This window comes from Blautia sp. OM06-15AC, from assembly GCF_003481425.1.
Taxonomy (GTDB): domain Bacteria; phylum Bacillota; class Clostridia; order Lachnospirales; family Lachnospiraceae; genus Fusicatenibacter; species Fusicatenibacter saccharivorans.
The window spans coordinates 18286-37400 of sequence record NZ_QULD01000003.1 but is presented as its reverse complement, the minus strand read 5'-3'; the positions used below and the strand labels follow the sequence as shown (position 1 = coordinate 37400).

At 43.0% G+C, this 19115-nt stretch carries 15 protein-coding genes and 2 pseudogenes; 13 read left to right on the top strand and 4 right to left on the bottom strand.

The genetic code is table 11. The annotated features are described in order from the left end of the window. A partial coding sequence (gene tnpA / locus DXB83_RS05525) for an IS200/IS605 family transposase (protein WP_118697383.1) occupies window positions 1-260 on the top strand: 260 nt, incomplete at its 5' end. 156 nt (window positions 261-416) lie between these two features. On the opposite strand, the pseudogene DXB83_RS05520 reads toward tnpA, so the two are convergent. From DXB83_RS05520 to DXB83_RS05510, 3 genes and pseudogenes are all read right to left on the bottom strand, one after another. Continuing rightward, window positions 417-1370: pseudogene (locus tag DXB83_RS05520) on the bottom strand (IS91 family transposase); the annotation flags it as partial. 238 nt (window positions 1371-1608) lie between these two features. Next, window positions 1609-2760: a Gfo/Idh/MocA family protein gene (locus DXB83_RS05515; RefSeq protein ID WP_117510865.1), complete on the bottom strand. Its 1152-nt coding sequence runs from the start codon at window positions 2758-2760 to the stop codon at window positions 1609-1611. Between the two features lie 69 nt (window positions 2761-2829). Continuing rightward, window positions 2830-5013 carry a helix-turn-helix domain-containing protein gene (locus DXB83_RS05510; RefSeq protein ID WP_117761804.1) on the bottom strand — a complete coding sequence of 728 codons (2184 nt, stop codon included), beginning with the start codon at window positions 5011-5013 and terminating at the stop codon, window positions 2830-2832. A gap of 195 nt (window positions 5014-5208) precedes the next feature. On the opposite strand from DXB83_RS05510, the pseudogene DXB83_RS05505 reads away from it, so the two are divergent. Beyond that, a pseudogene (locus DXB83_RS05505) lies at window positions 5209-5420 on the top strand (transposase); the annotation flags it as partial. Window positions 5421-5498: 78 nt separating this feature from the next. Here the strand turns inward: DXB83_RS05505 and DXB83_RS05500 are convergent. Next, entirely contained in the window at window positions 5499-5843 is a 345-nt protein-coding gene (locus DXB83_RS05500) for a putative sulfate exporter family transporter (protein WP_243002036.1), read from the bottom strand. Here DXB83_RS05500 and DXB83_RS05495 point away from each other — a divergent pair. From DXB83_RS05495 to DXB83_RS05445, 11 genes are all read left to right on the top strand, one after another. Further along, the gene (locus DXB83_RS05495; protein ID WP_158565833.1) at window positions 5842-6312 is read left to right on the top strand and encodes a LysR substrate-binding domain-containing protein; all 471 of its coding nucleotides are present in this window, start codon (window positions 5842-5844) and stop codon (window positions 6310-6312) included. The two genes, DXB83_RS05500 and DXB83_RS05495, sit on opposite strands and share 2 nt — an antisense overlap. Before the next feature lie 565 nt (window positions 6313-6877). After that, window positions 6878-8137, top strand: coding sequence for an IS110 family transposase (locus DXB83_RS05490; protein WP_117761807.1), 1260 nt, complete (start codon window positions 6878-6880; stop codon window positions 8135-8137). 281 nt (window positions 8138-8418) lie between these two features. Beyond that, window positions 8419-9756, top strand: a complete 1338-nt coding sequence (locus DXB83_RS05485; protein WP_055222161.1) for an ABC transporter substrate-binding protein — start codon at window positions 8419-8421, stop codon at window positions 9754-9756. 169 nt (window positions 9757-9925) lie between these two features. Further along, window positions 9926-10768 (top strand): carbohydrate ABC transporter permease, encoded by an 843-nt coding sequence (locus DXB83_RS05480; RefSeq protein ID WP_117761808.1) that lies wholly within the window; start codon window positions 9926-9928, stop codon window positions 10766-10768. Further along, window positions 10768-11604 (top strand): carbohydrate ABC transporter permease, encoded by an 837-nt coding sequence (locus DXB83_RS05475; RefSeq protein WP_117761809.1) that lies wholly within the window; start codon window positions 10768-10770, stop codon window positions 11602-11604. The genes DXB83_RS05480 and DXB83_RS05475 overlap by 1 nt, the downstream gene beginning before the upstream one ends. 147 nt (window positions 11605-11751) lie before the next feature. Beyond that, window positions 11752-13311 carry a response regulator transcription factor gene (locus tag DXB83_RS05470; RefSeq protein WP_117761810.1) on the top strand — a complete coding sequence of 520 codons (1560 nt, stop codon included), beginning with the start codon at window positions 11752-11754 and terminating at the stop codon, window positions 13309-13311. Beyond that, a complete protein-coding gene (locus DXB83_RS05465; RefSeq protein WP_117761811.1) occupies window positions 13274-14983 on the top strand; it encodes a sensor histidine kinase in 1710 nt (569 codons plus the stop codon). Before DXB83_RS05470 ends, DXB83_RS05465 begins: the two co-directional genes overlap by 38 nt. Continuing rightward, window positions 14980-16722 (top strand): extracellular solute-binding protein, encoded by a 1743-nt coding sequence (locus DXB83_RS05460; protein WP_118697345.1) that lies wholly within the window; start codon window positions 14980-14982, stop codon window positions 16720-16722. Before DXB83_RS05465 ends, DXB83_RS05460 begins: the two co-directional genes overlap by 4 nt. Window positions 16723-16727: 5 nt before the next feature. Next, window positions 16728-16880, top strand: coding sequence for a Tex-like N-terminal domain-containing protein (locus tag DXB83_RS05455; protein WP_330410166.1), 153 nt, complete (start codon window positions 16728-16730; stop codon window positions 16878-16880). 77 nt (window positions 16881-16957) lie between these two features. Next, a complete protein-coding gene (locus tag DXB83_RS05450; RefSeq protein WP_117510850.1) occupies window positions 16958-17482 on the top strand; it encodes a flavodoxin family protein in 525 nt (174 codons plus the stop codon). A gap of 336 nt (window positions 17483-17818) precedes the next feature. Beyond that, the gene (locus DXB83_RS05445; RefSeq protein ID WP_117761813.1) at window positions 17819-19072 is read left to right on the top strand and encodes an ATP-binding protein; all 1254 of its coding nucleotides are present in this window, start codon (window positions 17819-17821) and stop codon (window positions 19070-19072) included. Window positions 19073-19115 lie beyond the last annotated feature (43 nt).

Sequence of the window (19115 nt, the reverse complement as noted above, 5' to 3'; positions counted from 1 at the left end):
CTTTATGCCAGTATAAAAATGTAGAGATAATTGCAGGAGCGGTATGTATAGATCATGTACATTTAAGCGTAGCAATTCCACCAAAACTCAGAGTATCAGATTTTATGGGGTATCTGAAAGGAAAAAGCACATTAATGATTTATGACAGGCATCCTGAGTTGCAAAGTAAATGGGATAAAGCGTTTTGGGCTAGAGGATATTATGTTGAAACGATTGGCAATATAACAGATGAAGCAGTTCAAAAGTATATAAAAGAGTAAGCAGAAGAATCGAGACGAGAAGATTCGAGTAGTACCGCTTTATAGCGGGCTAGCAAAAGTGCTTGCGATACCGCCCTTTGGGGCGAGCAGTAACAATAGCCCTTTGGAGGGCTAATAATAAACCACCAGTTGAACAGGTGGTTGCTAACTAGAATGTAGGAAACATTGTTTTTCGGCAGAAATACATTTACGGAGCTTCATTTCCTGCTTATGATGTTTGGCATATATCCCATAGTAGCGAAGCATTTTAAAATGTTTTTCGGAGATGTGGACAATGAGTTTTTGAATGAAGTTCAAAGCAGGAATGGTTTCAGTAACAGTTTTATTGTCTTCGTGTCTGGTGTAATGAAAGGTTACATTTTTGCCGTCATAAGTATCAATACGCGATGTGGCAATAACAGGTCTGCCGAGGTATCGGCTGATGTATTTAATGGTGATATCAGGAGTGCAAAGATTTGGCTTTGCACGGACATAAAAGCCGTCAGCGTGTTTCGTGTACATTTCATTTTTGACTTTGCGAAAAGTCGGACCAATGCGGGAGGTAAGTCGTTCAAGCAGGACTTTGCGGAAAGCATTACGAAGGAAACTGTAATCAAAGTGTTTGACAGGACGCCAAGGAGTGATGTTACCAGCCCCACCCTCGGAGATGAGATCGTGGATATGAGGATTCCATTTTAAATCACGCCCAAAAGTGTGAAGAATACAGATAAGCCCAGGAGTAAAGTTTTCGGTTTTATTCATTTTGGAAAACATGCGTAAAACAACATCACGAACAGAATGAAATAAACAATCTAAGAGAGTCCTGTCTTCGAGAAAATAAACGCGAAGTTCCGCTGGGATAGTGAAAACACAATGGCGATGAACGCAAGAAACAAGCTTACAGGACATATGAAAAGAACGAAGCTGGTTGTATTTGTTTCCGCAGGAAGGGCAAAAACGGCTTTTACAGCGAAAGGGAACAAATTTAAGATTTCCACAGTGAGGACAGCCATACATGGCACCACCGTAAGAAGGGTCACCACAATGAATCATCTTGTTGACATTTTCAATGACAGCAGGACGAGGATGGAGTTCATAATAATCGGTAAAGATGGATTGTAATATATTCATAATAGAATTTTACAATAAAGAAGGAGATAAGAAAACCCCTTCCCCTCATGAATGAGGGGTTAGGGGAGTTGAGAGTGTCGCAGACACTTTTTTATTGTGGGAGAAGCCTTGACCGCGGTCTTTGCTGAAGATGCATTGCTGGGCAAAATCAAGGCAAACCCTCTTGGCTGTATGGACAATTTGAGGCAGAACGATTGGTTCGGCTTTTTTGGGGAGACTGCGTTTTTACCGGCTCCCGTTACAGCTCTTCGTACTTGGGCAGCGACTTTACGGTGCCGCCTTCCATGGCGCTTTCGTGGGCCAGGAGACCAACGCCGGTCCAGTAGGCCGCATCGATATCGGAGGGGAAGGGAGTTCTGTCTTCCAGAATGCTGGTAACGAACTCATGGACCAGATGCGGATGGGAACCGCCATGACCGCCGCCCTGCTTGAAGGACAGATGGGGATTGACCTCGTCATAGGCCACTTCGTAGGTAAACCGGCCAATGACGTCCGGAAGCAGATGGGCATAATCGGGGACCTGAACGTATTCCTCATCGATCTTGCCGCCGCGGTTCTCGTTCTCCCAAACCAGATCCCGGCTGAACATCACATGTTTGTCGCCGTTGAGCTGATCCCACTCAAAGGACTTGTTTTCACCATAGATATTAAAGCATTCGCTGTAGCCACGGGCGACATGGTACAGGAAGCGCTCCATTTCAACGGTCGTCTCGCCATCCTCCAAGGCCACCAGAGCAGACTCAAAGGCGAAGGGGCAGCCGTACTGCTTTTCCAGTTCCGGACGGACCTTGCCGGAGCCTCTGCCGAAGACGCTGACCGGACGCTGCCCTGCCAGAGCAAAACAGGGGCCGATGGCATGGGTGGGATGTGCCAGGGGCGGGAAGCCGTCCCAGTAAGAGGGCCAGCCCTCCATATCCTGATAGTGGGCGCAGCGCATATACTGCAGCTTGCCCATTGCGCCGGATTCGTACAGCTCCTTCACATACAGATACTCGCGGGTGTAGACGGAAGTTTCCATGAACATATAGTGTTTGCCGGAAGCCTTCCGCGCCTTGATAACGTCTTCCAGCTCCTTCATGGACATACCCATGGGGATGGTGCAGGCGCAGTGCTTGCCTGCGTTGAGCACCTGAACCGACATGGGCGCATGCAGCGCGGGCGGAATGACCAGATGGACCGCATCCACATCCGGGTTCTGCAATACCGCTTCAAAGTCGGTGGTGTAGTAGCTTTCGTCCAGCAGGTACATATCTGCCAGCGCCTTCAGCTGGTCCGGATTGGTATCCACCATAATGACATGCTCCACATCCGGATGCTTCAGATAGATGGGCAGGAAGCAGCTGCCGAAACCCATGCCCACGATGGCAACCGTCAACTTTCCATTTTTCATAAAATTACTCCTTTCATGCTGTGAGCGACTTGCTGTTTTCATTTTATTTTTTTTTGCATTCCGTGTATGTTATTCGACGAGTGAAATACTGATACAGGCAACGCTGCGGGGTGGAAGCTTCGCCTTGATAATATCATCCTTGACATGAATCATCAGGGGATTTTCCGTAAACGGGGTACCAGGCAACAGATTTTCGGCCTGAAGTACCTTGTTTTCCAGAATTGTTCCGCATTTATTCAGAGAGTAAGTAGTTTCCTCCTGCCAGTTCAGGTTGAGCATCGTCAGGGTCAGCACATGATGATCATCGATGGTGGCAACGACTTCAAAGTCTTCTACACCATCTACCGTACACAGCTTTCCGCCGGCATGCCGGGAGAGCAGCGCAAAGGCCTGACCGGTTGCCGTCAGCTCGGTATGATCCGGATGCACCTGCATGGCGCCTTCGTTAACCGGCTCAAAGTAGCAGGCCATGGGCATGCGCTGTTTTTCGCTTTCATGCATGAACATGTGCAGCATCTGCGCAGTGAAGATGCCCTCCATGGAGGAAGGATTGCGGCACCATGTTTTCCACAGATTCCATTCATCGTAGGAGATGAATGTCTTTTCCGGGAGCATGTCATGCAGCCTGCGCAGGATTCCTAGATTGTGGATGGGCATGCGGATCATTTCGTTATAGCAGCGCTCCATGCCCTCCGGAGAGGTGAAGTCCCAATGGACTGAATTGTACGTATGCAGAGAAACGTATGGCGCAATGGGAGCCAGCTTCTTGATGGAAACATCTACCCACTCCTGATTCGGATAGGGGCCGGAAGAAACAAATTTCAGATCCGGCGTAACCTTCAGCATGGCACGCGCATGCGTTTCCACCAGCGATGCGTATCCATCCGGCGTATTTGCGCCCTCCATGTGGCCATAACCCATTTCGTTGCCCAGCGACCACCATTTGACATTGTAGGGCTCCTGATGACCGCGCTGGGCACGCAGCCTGCCGTATTTGCTCTCGGCAGGGCCGTTGCAGTATTCCACCCAGGCGGCGCATACTTCGGGGGAATCCCAGGCGGCATTGATGGTGAGGAAGGGCTCCGCGCCGATCTCACGGCACAGTGCAATAAAATCGTCGGTGTCTATTTCATGCATGTCATAGCCGTGTGTAAAGGGCTGCGTTTCATTTTCCATGTAGCCCTCCATGGGAGCGCGCCTGTCGGGATGCAGGAACATATCCTGCCAGCGATATTCGCCGGCAAAGTTGCCACCCGGCCAGCGCAGCAGACGCACGCCGATTTCCTTGAGCTTTTCCACGGTGTCCCTGCGCATGGTATGGAAATGATTGTCCGGCATCATGGAAACTGCGCCGATGAGCAGTTGTGCCTGCTCCGTGTAGGTAATGCTTATCACGGCATGCGCATCGTCGACGCCGGGGGTCAGAATCGTCTCAAAGCGCTGCCATTCATCCACCTCTTCCTGTGCATCCTCCTTCGCTAGAACGGGCTGAACAGGAAAAACGGTTTCCGCATAAATCTGCGTACCATCGGCGTTGGTGAGCGCGACGCGCACATCCAGCGGCTGCTGTACTTTGACAACGACGGCAAACGGATAGCTCCTGTCCTTTTGAAGGAAGAGCTCTTTTTGACGGATACCGCTCACCTGATTCGGAATTGGGTTCTGAATCATCTGGGACTGACATTCGTTACGCCGCCACATGCCGTTGTGCGCGTAATGACATACATAAGCTTCGTTTGCGTTGCTACCGGGAAGGCGGTGTTCATTGGCAAAGTACACGCATTCGCCGATGCCTTCCCAGTCCAGCGCTACGCCGTTGCGCGCCGCAGCGCCGGCAAACTTCCGGTTGCGGATCATCTGGGCGCTGAGACCATCCATGATGCTGGCTCTGGTATGCTCCAGGTTGTGGCCAAACAAATGGGGCGACACCGTAGAGGTGGTTTTGAGATCGATATACAGGTAATGGCTGTGCTGCTGCGCCGCAAACAGCGTGTCCTGCGCAGGATCTTCCGTGGTCTGGCAGCCGGGGGTATTACCGAATTTGCCGTCGTATTCATCCAGCAGTTCCTGCACCGTCAGACCCAGAACACGGCATAGAGGCACCAAAAGCGAGATGTCAGGAAGTGTGACGCCACATTCCCACTTGGAAACGGCTTTGTTGGTTACACAAAGCTTTTCCGCTAACTGCTGCTGTGTGAGTCCCAAACGTTCACGGGCTTGGATTATTTTGTTGGAAACAAGGGAGCATCGCATTGGTGAGATCGTCTCCTTTCACTATTGTAGATTGTAGCTATGTGTTGCAACATCACTGCTTATGGCAATATCGTATCATGCTTTTTTCGAAAGCACAATCGCTTTACAAGCGATTTGATGGGGCTGTTGCCCCGAAAGACCGTAACAAGAAAATGAAAAAAGAGTGAGCAAGGATATGTGCGTTGTGCCCTTAAAAAAGACGTGTTGGGGATGTGGGTAGGAGAAAACGAAAGTGCCAAGTACTGGGCAACGGTACTCAACGGGCTAAAAAACGAGGCGTGGAGGACATTTTCATTGCCTGCACGGATAACCTGACGGGATTCTCTGCGGCGATTGGGGCTGTATTTCCCAAGACGGAAATTCAGAATTGCATCATCCATCAGCTGCGTAATTCGAGCAAATACGTAACGCCATTCCTCAATCCAAAGACAAAAGCCACAGTTTTGTTTTGAACTGTGGCTTTGCTCAATTGTCTTGTAGCTTTCTTACACGATTCCCATGCCCATCTCCACTAGCAGCGCCACAATTACAACCAGCGCAGAAATGATGAAACCGTGAATCATGGGGCGGATGCCAGCCTTCTTCATGCTGGCGAAGGAGGTATTCAATCCGATGGCAGCCAGTGCGCAGACCATCAGGAACTTGCTGGCAGTCTTGGTGCCGCTCACCGCCGTACCTGCCCAGATGCCAAAGGCCTGATCCGTCATACCCAGTGCCCGGCCCATGATGGGAAACAGCACGATCATCGCCATGTCAAATAGGAAGGTGGCGGACATGGCGTAGGCAACGTCGTTGTCGTCCGCGTCGATGGTGGGGGCGATAGCGGCAATGGCAGAGCCACCGCAGATGCCTGTGGACTTTGCAATAATTGAAGGCGTGTTCGATAAAGAAAAGTATCCGCACCGCCTCTATAAAAAAGAGAGCTTTTTGGGCATATGCAGCCGCCGTCATTCTTTTGCAGGCAGAACCGTTTCTCTTGAGGAAGTTCTTCAGGAAAGCCTGCTTGTGCGTGAGAAAGGTTCCGGAACACACATGCTTCAGGAACAAGCCGTGGCCGCAAGAGGTTATTCACTGGACAGCTTCAGTCGGCATTCGTCCATCAGTAATTTTTCTATTATTTGCGACTTGGTTGCAATGGATCATTTGATTACTTTTGCATATGAACCAATTAGCCACTGCCGAAATGACTTGGCAACATTTAGAGTGGAGGACATGGAGATCACTGGTGAATTCAATCTTGTTTATATTAACCGTTCGGTTGCAGAACCTAAAGCCGATCTATTTCTTGCAACCTGCTAAAGCTCTGATTTGTCAGATAGTTTCTAATAGAAAAACGAAAGCTCGGTGTTGCACCCACCGAGCCTTTTTTGCTTTATAGGAAATTTCTCAAATCGTCAGAAATAGTGTATAATGGGCTGGAAATAAAAAATGACATAACAAAAGAGCGAAGGGGGCTTCGCCATGACGTTGTTTATGAAGTTTTTTGTTTTGGTTTAGGTTAGCTGCACTATCTGACTATGGAGAAAGAATTATTATGAACATGGATTTATCCATATTTATTTCCCGTCTTTCTGCGAAAGCCACCAATGCGCCATGAAACGTGTTGGTTACCTTCACTTTCTATTTTTGTTCCCTTCTGATATGATGGTTCCATAAGACTGACACACTACAGAACACGTGGAGGTGAGTGGCGGGGCTGTATAGCGGCAACCTCGCATATTTATATGTTGTCGGTCATCCGTTAAGGCATCAATGAGTGGCGCATAACTGTAGCCCGGAAACTTATCTCTTCCGAAGTCGACTCGATCTCGCCGGATGACCAGTCACTGTCCGTTTTATCATTATGCTATCAGGAGGTAGTTACTTGTCTTTTAAAATTTTTAAATTTAACTGCTGTGGACTTGATGTCCACAAAACATGGATTTATGCCTGTATCGGTATCACGGATTCCAATAATCGTACAGAGTATAAGCAGGCTCGCTTTTCTTCCTTTTCTAAAGGTTTGCATCAGCTGTGTGTCTGGCTTGCTAAATACAACTGTAACGATGTCTGTATGGAATCTACCGGCAAGTATTGGATCCCTGTTTTCAATATCTTAGAGCAACACAAAATCCGGGTTACTCTATCCCATCCGAAATACACCAAACCCATGAAAGGAAACAAGACCGACCGCAAAGATGCCAAATGGATCTGTGATCTATACATGTGCGGCATGGTGAAACCTTCTTTTATTCCACCTGCTGACATCAGAGAACTCAGGGATCTCGTAAGATACCGTTTCAAACTCACCTGTATGATTACCGGTGAGAAGAATCGTGCCCAAAATTGTCTTACTGTTTCCAATCTGAAGCTTGATGATGTCTTTTCTGATGTATTCGGGAAATCTTCCCGTTCCATTACGGAACAGATTTTGCAGCACCCTGGGGAAAAATTTGATGTGTCACCCTTTGTTGACAGCCGCTGTAAAACTCCAATAGAAGAAATTCAGGCGGCCGTTGATGGTAATATCTCGAAAGAACAGGATGTAAAGCTCAGACAGTGCCTTGATCACATAGACGAACTTCAAAAGCACATTTCAGAAGTAGAACAGGAAATCCTTCGTCTCAGTGATAAATACGAGGCTGCTTTAAACTTAATAAGAACGGTTCCTGGATTCGATAAGAATCCAATGACTGCAATTCAGGTGCTTTCAGAGATTGGTGGTGATATGCCTGTCTTCCTCACAGCAAAACACCTCGTCTCCTGGGCTGGATGTTGTCCCCGAAATGATAAGAGCGACCGTAAAATCAAATCCACTCGGATTTCCTGTACTGGTTCTTATTTTAAACCAGTTCTGGTACAGATTGCAAATGCTTTAATCAAATCGAAGAAACATTTTGAATTTACCACCCGCTATAAGCGTATCAAAACACGTCGTGGCCACAAGAAAGCCATTATTGCACGCTGCCGTATGATCCTGACCGCTATCTGGCACATACTCACAGATTTAAAACCTTATACATCCGATGGTTTTCTTGAATCACGTCCTGTGAAAAAAGAAAAAGTTCTTACAACTTCACAGGCACTTAATCTTCTAAGGCAACGAGGGTATCTCATTAAAGATGAGCCTTCGCCGGTCTCCTAATTAGGTGTTGCGTTTATATATTCAATTTTCAAAACCAGCTAATCCGGTGGTTTGTTTGCTATGCCCTCTATTTCGTGGCTGTTCTCTACTTATTTGTTTCAAACTTCATTTTTGGTTCTTGGCGAACTCTTGTATCATACACAAAATCTTCAAAAATTACAATAATCTTGAAATAGTGTTATGTTTCTTGGAATTTTATTATATCTTATTTTGGAACTTTTTCTTATAATAACATCATCAAGAAAAACAAAGAAAAGTAATCATAAAAGGAGGATTCAATTATGAAGAAGAAAAAGATTCTTGCACTTGTACTTGCAGCTTCAATGGCAGGAGGAATGCTTGCAGGATGTGGAGCCACATCAAGCGGAGATGAAACAGCGAAAGGAGATAAGTCATCCGGAAAAGTTTATTATCTGAACTTTAAACCAGAGCAGGCTGACCAGTGGGTAGAACTTGCAAAAGAGTATACAGATGAGACGGGTGTTCAGGTTGATGTACAGACAGCAGCATCAGGAACTTACGAGTCACAGTTGAAATCAGAGATGGCAAAAGATGAGGCACCAACATTGTTCCAGGTAAACGGACCGGTTGGACTTGCTACATGGAAAAATTATTGCTATGACCTTTCAGACAGCGATGTTTATAAAGATGTCGAGTCTGACGATTATATATTAAAAGATGGCGACGCAGTAGATGGAATCGCTTATGTTATTGAGACTTATGGTCTGATCTACAACAAAGCTCTTCTGAACAAATACTTCGAATTGCCGGATGCAAGTATCAAATCAATTGATGATCTGAATAACTTCCAGGCACTTAAGACAGTTGCAGAAGAGATTCAGGCACACAAAGATGATCTTGGAGTAGAAGGAGCTTTTACTTCAGCAGGAATGGATTCTTCCTCTGACTGGAGATTCAAGACACACCTTGCAAATCTTCCAATCTACTATGAGTATAAGGCAGACGGAATTGACAGCACAGATGCAATCAAAGGAACATACCTTGACAACTACAAACAGATCTGGGATCTGTATCTGAACAACTCTACATGTGAGCCATCTATGATTTCTTCTAAGACAGGAGATGACGCAGCAAGTGAATTTGCACTTGGCGAAGCAGTATTCTATCAGAATGGTACATGGGCTTACAATGATATCAAAGATAATGAAGTAGCAGATGAAGATATGGGAATGCTTCCAATCTACATCGGAGTTGATGGAGAAGAAAATCAGGGACTTTGTACAGGATCTGAGAACTACTGGTGTGTAAATAAGAACGCTTCAGAAGAAGACATTCAGGCAACACTTGATTTTATGAAATGGGTAGTTGAGAGCGATGAAGGTCGTGACATGCTGGCTAACGAGATGGGATTTGTAACACCGTTCACAACATTCTCAGATTACCTTCCGGACAACCCGCTTGTAAAAGCAAATGCTGAGTATACAGAGGCAGGAAAGACACCAGTAAGCTGGAACTTTACAACAATGCCATCTGAGAACTGGAAAAACAATCTTGGTGGAGCTCTTCTGAACTATGCACAGGGTACAGGCGCATGGGATAGTGTACAGACAGCATTTGTTGATGGATGGGCTGAAGAATACGCAGCAGCAAACGAATAAAAAAGACTTTTCACAGGATAGGCAGATAAAAAGGCTGTGAAATAGAGAAGAAGATCAAACAGCCTGCCAACGAGCATACCGGGGCAGGCTGAAATTATGTAATTAGAATTGTGAAAAGCAAAGGCGCAGAAAGGCTTTTTACAGAAAAGAAAGACAGGAGGAGAAGAACATGCAAAAAGCAATAAAGAGATATTTTCCGGTATTTGTATTACCGACGCTGATTGCATTCACGATAGGTTTCCTTGCACCGTTTGTGTTAGGCGTATATCTTTCGTTCTGCAAGTTCACAACGGTGACAGACGCTAAATTTATTGGACTTAGCAACTATGCAAAGATCCTTGGAGACGGAGATTTTCTTCACTCTCTTTGGTTTACCGCATTATTTACAATTGTGACAGTATTATTGATCAACATTTTTGCATTTGCGGTAGCAATGCTTTTGACAAAGAATATTAAGGGAACCAATATTTTCCGTACTGTATTTTTTATGCCGAACCTGATCGGTGGTATTGTACTTGGATATGTATGGCAGCTGTTATTAAATGGTATTCTGGCACATTTCCAGAAAACACTTACATATTCTTCAAAATATGGTTTCTGGGGATTGGTTATCCTGATGCTCTGGCAGCAGGTTGGATACATGATGATCATCTACATCTCAGGAATCCAGAATATTCCTGGAGAGCTGATCGAGGCAGCACAGATTGATGGAGCGAATAAAGTACAGCTTTTAAGATATGTTACAATTCCGATGGTTATGCCATCCATTACAATCTGTACTTTCCTGACACTTACAAACGGATTTAAACTTTTCGACCAGAACCTTGCATTGACAAACGGTGGACCGGACAAGATGTCAGAAATGCTTGCCCTGAATATCTATAATACATTCTATGGAAGAACTGGCTGGGAAGGTGTAGGACAGGCGAAAGCAGTTATCTTCTTTATTATCGTAGGAGTGATTGCATTGATCCAGAATAAACTGACAACATCAAAGGAGGTGCAGCAGTAATGAATAAAAAAGTAAAACATGGTACATTATTAACCGTTATTTTTACACTACTCAGCCTGCTGTATCTGTATCCGATCATACTGGTATTTATCAACTCCTTTAAGAAAAAAGCCTATATCAGTAAAGCACCGTTCAAGATACCGACCGGAAAGATGTATGTCGGATTAGAGAACTATATCCGTGGTATTAAGCAGACACAGCTGATTCAGGCATTTGGATGGAGTTTATTTATCACAATCTTATCTGTAGCAGTGATTATCTTATGTTGCTCCATGTGTGCATGGTATATCTGCCGCGTGAAGACAAAATTTACAAAGATCCTTTACATGCTTTGCCTGTTTGCAATGATCGTGCCATTCCAGATGGAAATGTTTACATTATCCAAGATCGCAAATATGCTTCATATGGGAAATCCGTGGGGACTGGTTGTGATCTACCTTGGATTTGGTGCAGGACTTTCCGTCTTTATGTTTACCGGGTTCATGAAATCCATTCCATTGGAGATTGAAGAGGCTGCAATGATTGATGGATGTACACCAATCCAGACATTCTTTAAAATTGTACTTCCGATTGCCAAGCCGACTTGCGTAACAGTTACAATTCTTCAGGCAATGTGGATTTGGAACGACTACCTGCTTCCATCACTTGTACTGGATCAGAGAAAATATAAGACAGTGCCGATGGCAGTTCAGTATCTGAAAGGTGGATACGGTTCTGTAGATATGGGAGCAATGATGGGAACTCTGGTTCTTGCAATTGTGCCGATTATCATCTTCTACCTGTTCTGCCAGAGATATATTATCGAAGGCGTTGTAGCCGGAGCGGTTAAAGGCTAGTGTGGACATTGTCTAAAAAATGAATTAAAATAGAATTATAAAAATTAAAAAAAGACAGCAGAGAGTGAGTGAACATTCCCTGCTGTTTTCGGACGTTATAAAAGGAATAGTGAAAATGTAAAGTGAACGTGTGGGAGGCGTGGGGAAATGATTACAATATTGATCGTGGATGATGAAAAACTGGAGCGAAGGGGAATCCGCTTTCTGTTAAAGAGGGAGGAAGGAGAATTCCAGATCCTAGAAGCAACGAATGGAAAGGATGCACTGGGAGTATTAGAATCAAACCATGTGGATATTTTATTTTCGGATGTAAAGATGCCTTATATGAATGGACTGGAGCTGACGAAAGCAGTGAGAGAAGATCATCCGGATATGGAAATCGTGATCTTCAGCGGATATAATGATTTCTCTTATGCAAGAGAAGCATTGCGGTATGGAGTTGTAGACTATGTTCTGAAGCCGGTTGATCCGGAGGAATTCCATAAGACTTTTCAACGAGTGATGGAAAATATTTCTTCCAAGATAGAGAAAAAAGAGCAGCAGGAAAAGAAAGAAGATTATCTGAAAAAATACTTTTTACTGAAATATCTGTATGGGGGAAAAGAGGAAGATTTTGTTCAGTTTAAGAAACTTACAGATGGAATGGAAGATGATCTGTCCCAATTTACCCGTATGGTTCTTGTCAGTGCCTCAAATGGATTCTTCGAAACGGAAGAGGAACATTTCCTGATGAGCCTGAAGGAAGAGGTGCAGAGAGAGTTTCATTATGTGAATCTGAATTCGAACGAATCCATCTTTTTGTTCACGGAAAAATATGCAGATTATCATGGAATCGTAGAGAAAATGTACCGTTTTTTTGCGCACCAGTTTGACAGTGAATGTTATTTTGCAGTCAGTGAGGAAATCGAAGATGGAAAAAATCTGGCAGAGGAATTTAAGGTGCTGGAAGGAATGTTAGAAGAGCAGTTCTATCAGCCACGTCAGCATCTGTTTTTCCACGGGGAGAAGCAGGAAGAGAAGAAAGCTGATCCAGCAGAAGATTCTGAAATCATGGAACAGATTACGAAAGATATTCAATATAAAGATCTGCCACATCTCCGTCAGGATTTTCAGAGACTGGAAGAAAAATATCGTGCGCATAAGCAATTTTCGGATATGTATATAAAGTTTGTATTTTCTGGAATTATGAAAGAATTGCTCGACCAGATGGAAGGGCTGGATGAAAAGATGCTTTCAAAGAGAGTGGATCGATTATATCGTTGCAGAAACCTTAATGATGTGATTGCTATAGTAGAAGAAGTACTTCAGGAATATGAACATTGCATACAAGAGCAGGAAGATGGGTTCCGATCAGAAGTTACAACCGTGAAGGGATATATTTATCACCATTATAAGGAAAAGGATCTGGGAGCAGAGACACTTTCCGCAATGGTTTTTCTGTCACCGGGATATTTAAGTGCTGTATTTAAAGAAGAAACAGGGATGACACTGAACCGTTTTATCCGTGAAGTGCGAATGAATAAAGCAAAAGAGCTTTTAGAGACAACGAATATGAAAATCTCCCAAATTGCGAAAGAAGTAGGATTTTCCAATAACTCATACTTCTGCAGAAGTTTCAGAGAGTTTTTCGGAGATACACCGGAAGCATGCAGGAAAGGAATAGCGGCGGATGAAAAAACAAATACGGAAGTTGATCCATCGATTTGAAAATCTGAAATTTCGTAAAAAACTGTCTGTTTTGATGCTGATTGCAGGACTGGTTCCGGTAGGATTCCTTGCTTTTTCCATGCAGTATGGCATGATGAATCAATTGCGAGAGAAGGAACAGTACAATCTGGAGAAAATGTTGGAACAGTCAGTGAGTTCGATTGAGAATCAGTCTCAGATCTATAAGAACCTGGTTGATTATCTGTCTTATTCTCAAAATCTCAGGAATATTTTTGATGTGGAGACAGAGTCGGATTATGAGAAGTATTTGAAATATGTGAAGGTGGCTGATCCACTGTTGCAGATGCCGACGATCTATCACAAAGAGATCCAGAGCATTACATTATATTCTGACAATATAGAAGTGCCACATGGAGATACACTTCTTCCAATGTCGGAAGCGGAGAATCAACAGTGGTATTCCAGGTTGAATGAGGGAACATTAATGCAGTGGAGCATCACTCGCGGTGTGAATAAATCAATCATTGCCAGTCGGAAATTCTATGACAATGATACGATCAAAGCGGTGTTGGAGATGCGTCTGGATTATGAAAAAGTTCTTGAACCATTCATGAGCCAGCTTACAGATAATACAGGAGGCATGATTCAGGATGATAATGGAAATATTGTCTATGCCGAGTGTTCTATGGATAAGAAATATCGTCCGAAGGATATTGAGAGTCCGAAAGATATCAGTGAGAATTATTATCTGGTACAGCGGACAATGAAGGATACAGGATGGAATTTCTATATCTATCGTCCAAAGGCAGTAAGTGAAAACGCAATCCATAAGCTTTTGCTCAAAAATATTCCGATTATTTTGATCAGTGTTCTTCTTCTGAGTTTTCTGGGATATGTTTTTTCCCTCCGTATGGTATCGCAGTTGGAGTTATTGACTGAAAATATGAACCTGATCAATATGGGACTTCGTAAAGTTACCGTGCAGAGTAAATCCAAAGACGAGGTGGGTGTGCTGATCCGGTCATTTCGGCGCATGATGGATCAGATGAACCATTTGATCTCAGAAGTATATGAGAGTAAGATCCAGCTTCAGAACAGTGAGATGAGAGCACTGCAGGCACAGATCAATCCACATTTCCTTTATAATTCGCTTTCAATCATCAACTGGAAAGCAATTGAAGCGGGTGAGGATGAAATCAGTCATGTGACATTGGCACTGTCTACTTATTATCGGACAAGCCTGAATCGTGGTGAAACAATGACCACAGTGGCAAAAGAAATTGATAACATCCGTGCATATCTCAAAATCCAACTTGTTATGCATGATAACGAGTTCCGTGTGGTTGAACAGATTTCGGATGGTCTTAATGATTATCTGATACCGAAGTTGATCCTGCAGCCACTTGCAGAAAATGCAATCGATCATGGAATTGATGTGTCAGATAATGAGAATCCGACGTTGTGGCTGACGATTCGTGAAGAGGCTGAGCACATTTTCTTTGAAATCAGGGACAATGGTGCGGGAATGACGCAGGAGAAGGCGGATCAGATTCTGACATATCAGTCCTCCGGTTATGGTGTGCGAAATGTCTGTGACAGAATCCATGTCCTTTATGGAGAAAAAGGTGAGATGAAGATAGAAAGTACTCCAGGAAAAGGAACGCGGGTCTTTATCCGGATTCCGAAGAACACGGAGGCGAAGGTGTTATGAAAAACGATATGAAAAAGCGAATTCTCTCAGCCCATCTTGCATTAATTTTATTGCTGATGCTTTGGTGCGGAACCTATTTTGAGACGAAGGAAAGTCAAAGACAGATGGAACAGTTAAAAGCATCTCAAAGTGAGTCTGGTGCAAGCAATGCAGTTAAAGTGAAAAGAAAGCTGATGTATAAAGCGATGCATACACCACTTGGGAAATATCCTGAGACTGTTACCTATACACTTGGCAAGATTGCAGGGGCGAATAATTCGAATCTTCCTGTAGGAGATACGTACGAAAATAATGCATATACGAGATATTTGAAGAAAATACTTAATATTCAGAATGAAGATGTCTTTGAATTGCAGGATGGCAATACTTATGAAGAGGCGGTCAATGTAGCGATTGAAGATCGTGATATTCCAGACGTGCTTGTTGTGAAGGGAAGAGATAACCTGCTCCGCCTGATTGAAGCAGGCCTGATCGAAGAACTTACAGAAACGTATGAAGAGTGTACGACAGATACGATCAAAGAAATGTATGAAAGTTATGGAGATTCTCTTTTACAGTCTGCAACCGTGGATGGAAAGCTATATGCATTTCCGAATACGGTGATTGACGATGGAACTCCGCTTCTTTGGCTGCGGAAAGACTGGATTGAGAAGTTGGGATTAAAGGAACCGGAAACAGTAGGAGAAGCGTTGGAAGTGATCCGGGCATTTGTAGAACAGGATGCAGCAGGAGACGGTCAGACAATCGGCCTTGCCTGTAGTACAGACGTGGTTGCCGGTGCGGATCAGACTTATGGAGTGGATGCAACTTTTATACATGCCGGTGCAATGCCATGTCACTGGATCCTGGATAAAAATGGAAATGTAGTTTATGGGTCAGTAACACAGGAAACAAAAGAAGCGCTTTTGAAACTTCACAATCTATATGAGGATGAGATACTCGACCAGAGATTCCTGCTACGAAAGACGGAAAACATAGATGATCTGTTAAAAACCGGACATTGCGGTGCTATCTATGGACGCTGGTGGGCTCCGAATAACCCGTTGAGTGCAGCATATAATGTCGATTCAAATGCAGAGTGGAAACCGTATCTTTTAGACAAAGAACAGGTAAATGAGACGCAGAAGATATCAGTTTTTGAATCGTATGACCAGTGGATGTATGTGGTGGTGCGTAAAGAATATGAGCATCCGGAAATTGTAGCAAAGTATGTGAGTGCGATTTTTGATCAGTCTAGATATGCAAATGATAGTGCGGCAAGAGAAGTGAATGATTATTTTTCTATTAATGTAGATCCGACGGCCCGGCCACTGAATATTAATGTGGATTATGAGGATGCACTTTACCGTACGACAGAACATATTCAGGCAGCACTGGATAAGACGCTTGATGTATCAGAGCTTAGCGGTTTGGAAAAGTCTTATTTTAATACATGTAAATCTTACTTGAATGGACAGCTGACAACCGCGAATGGATGGGCGGCGTATGCGTCAAGAATTCAGGCTGTGGGGGAACTGCAGAAGGCAGGAATAACAAGTACATCGACATTGCCTCTGGAAAATGTAAATGCAGAAATTCCGCAAGAATTACAGGAACTGGAACAGGAAGCATTTCTTCAGATCATTAGTGGGGAGAAACCAGTGGATTACTTTGATACTTTTGTGATAGAATGGTATGCAAACGGTGGAAAAGTGCTGACCGAACGGGTGCAGAACGCCTATGAAAGTGGAAAGAACTAAAAAGCTTGGATATTAATCAGAGACTGACAGAAGAATTAAAGAAACAGATTCTGGCAGCGGAAACGCTTGTGGCAGTAGAAGACCTGTATCGCCCATATCGTCCAAAGCGCCGCACACGTGCGACAATCGCGAAGGAGAAAGGTTTTGACAGGTTCTGATCTGATGAAATGTGATGACAGGATAAGCGAAAAAAGGTATAATGATTTCATGAAATCAGAAGCTGGAGGAAACATACATGAAAATTGTGATTATTAACGGAAGTGCCAGAAGGGGAAACACGCTGACGGCGATTGACGCATTTATAAAAGGGGCATCAGAAAAGAATGAGATTGAAATCATCCAACCAGACAGACTTCATATAGCACCTTGTAAGGGATGTGGGGTCTGTCAATGTTATAAAGGATGTATTGATCAGGATGATACAAATCCCACGATTGATAAAATTACTGCTGCAGATGTGATTCTTTTTGCTACTCCGGTATATTGGTGGGGAATGTCTGCGCAGTTGAAACTTATCATTGATAAGTGCTACTGCCGCGGTTTGCAGCTGAAAAATAAAAAAGTTGGAACAATCGTTGTGGGAGGATCCCCGGTGGACAGTATCCAGTATGAGTTAATTGACAAACAGTTCGACTGCATGGCGAAATATCTTTCATGGGATATGATTTTCCAAAAATCATATTATGCAACAGCCAGTGATGAACTTGCAAAAAACAAGGATTCTATAAAAGAACTTGAAAATATTGGAAAAAACTTATAAAGCATATTTAAAGTTCCAGGTTTCAGGAAAGAAAGAAATAAAAATAATGATGAAAGCATTTGTCAGGATGTCTGGGACTCGAAAGAGAAAATAAAAAAATCTAAAAAAACATAAATAAATTATACCATCCCAGAAAAATCGCAACCGGTAGAACACTTACTATAAAGTGAAGCGGCCTTGGTCGTCTCCCGTGAAGACGTGAATTGAAATGAAGAAGAATAACAGAAAAATACACTCAAAATCAATTGAAAAATCAATCGTAAAAAGTTACGATTGATTTTTCGCGTATTTAAACATATAATATAATCATTAAGACTGGGAAAGGAAATGATTGCTATGCGTGAAACAAGAATATTGGAATTCAAGGAAACGATTACGAATACTTTTTTGAAAACAGTCAGTGCCTTTTCGAATTATAATGGCGGAATGATTCTTTTTGGCGTAGATGATGATGGAAATGTAAAAGGCTTGCCAGATGTAAAGCAGGCTTGCCTGGATATCGAAAATAAAATCAATGACAGTATTTCGCCTCAGCCAAATTATATGCTTGAACTACAGAACAATGATCAAACGATAAAACTTACTGTAAAAAGTGGTCTTCAGAAGCCATATTTATATAAATCGAAAGCATACAAACGAAATGATACAGCAACGATAGAGGTAGACACACTTGAATTTTCAAGGCTTGTATTAGAAGGAAAAAATATTAGCTTTGAAGAATTACAGTGTAAAGATCAGGAGCTATCTTTTGATTTTTTACAGCATAAACTAAAAGAAAATATTCAGATTGAAAGTTTTAATCAGGATACTTTAAAGACACTGAATCTGTATGACAATGTAAATGGTTTTAATAATGCAGCAGGACTTTTAGCAGATAAAAATCATTTTTCCGGAATTGATCTTGTTAAGTTCGGTGAGAACATCAGTATTATTCAAAAAAGAGTAACCTTTGAAAATGTATCAGTTTTAGATGTATATGAAAAAACACTTGCTGTATTTAAAGACTATTACCAATATGAAGTCATACAGGGCGCTGATAGAAAAACGATGGAGAAAATACCACAAGCAGCTTTCAGAGAAGCAATTGCAAATGCTTTAATTCATAGGGTATGGGATATTGATTCACACATCAGAGTTTCTATGTTTGATGATAGAATAGAGGTTGTATCTCCTGGTGGATTGCCAGCTGGAATAACAGCCGAAGAATATTTATCAGGTAAACTTTCTGTTTTAAGGAATAGAAATCTTGCAAATGTGTTTTACAGATTGGGATTTGTAGAGATATTTGGAACGGGAATTACACGAATAAAACAACTGTATACAGAGAGTCTGATAAAACCAGATTTTGAGGTATCAGAAAATGCTATAAAAATTGTGCTGCCGCTATTTGAAACGAATGTTAATTTGACTGAGGACGAAAAAGTAATTTACAAATTATTAAGTAAGACGATGTTAAAATCAATAAGTGAAATTGCACCATATGTCCCATTTGGAAAATCAAAAACAACACATTTACTTAAAACCATGGGAGAAAAGGGTGTGGTTGCAGTTGAAGGAAAAGGCAGAGGAACAAAATATATAATTAAGTGACCGAGAACATAGAAGATTCATAGCATTGGGGTCAGCGCCTTAC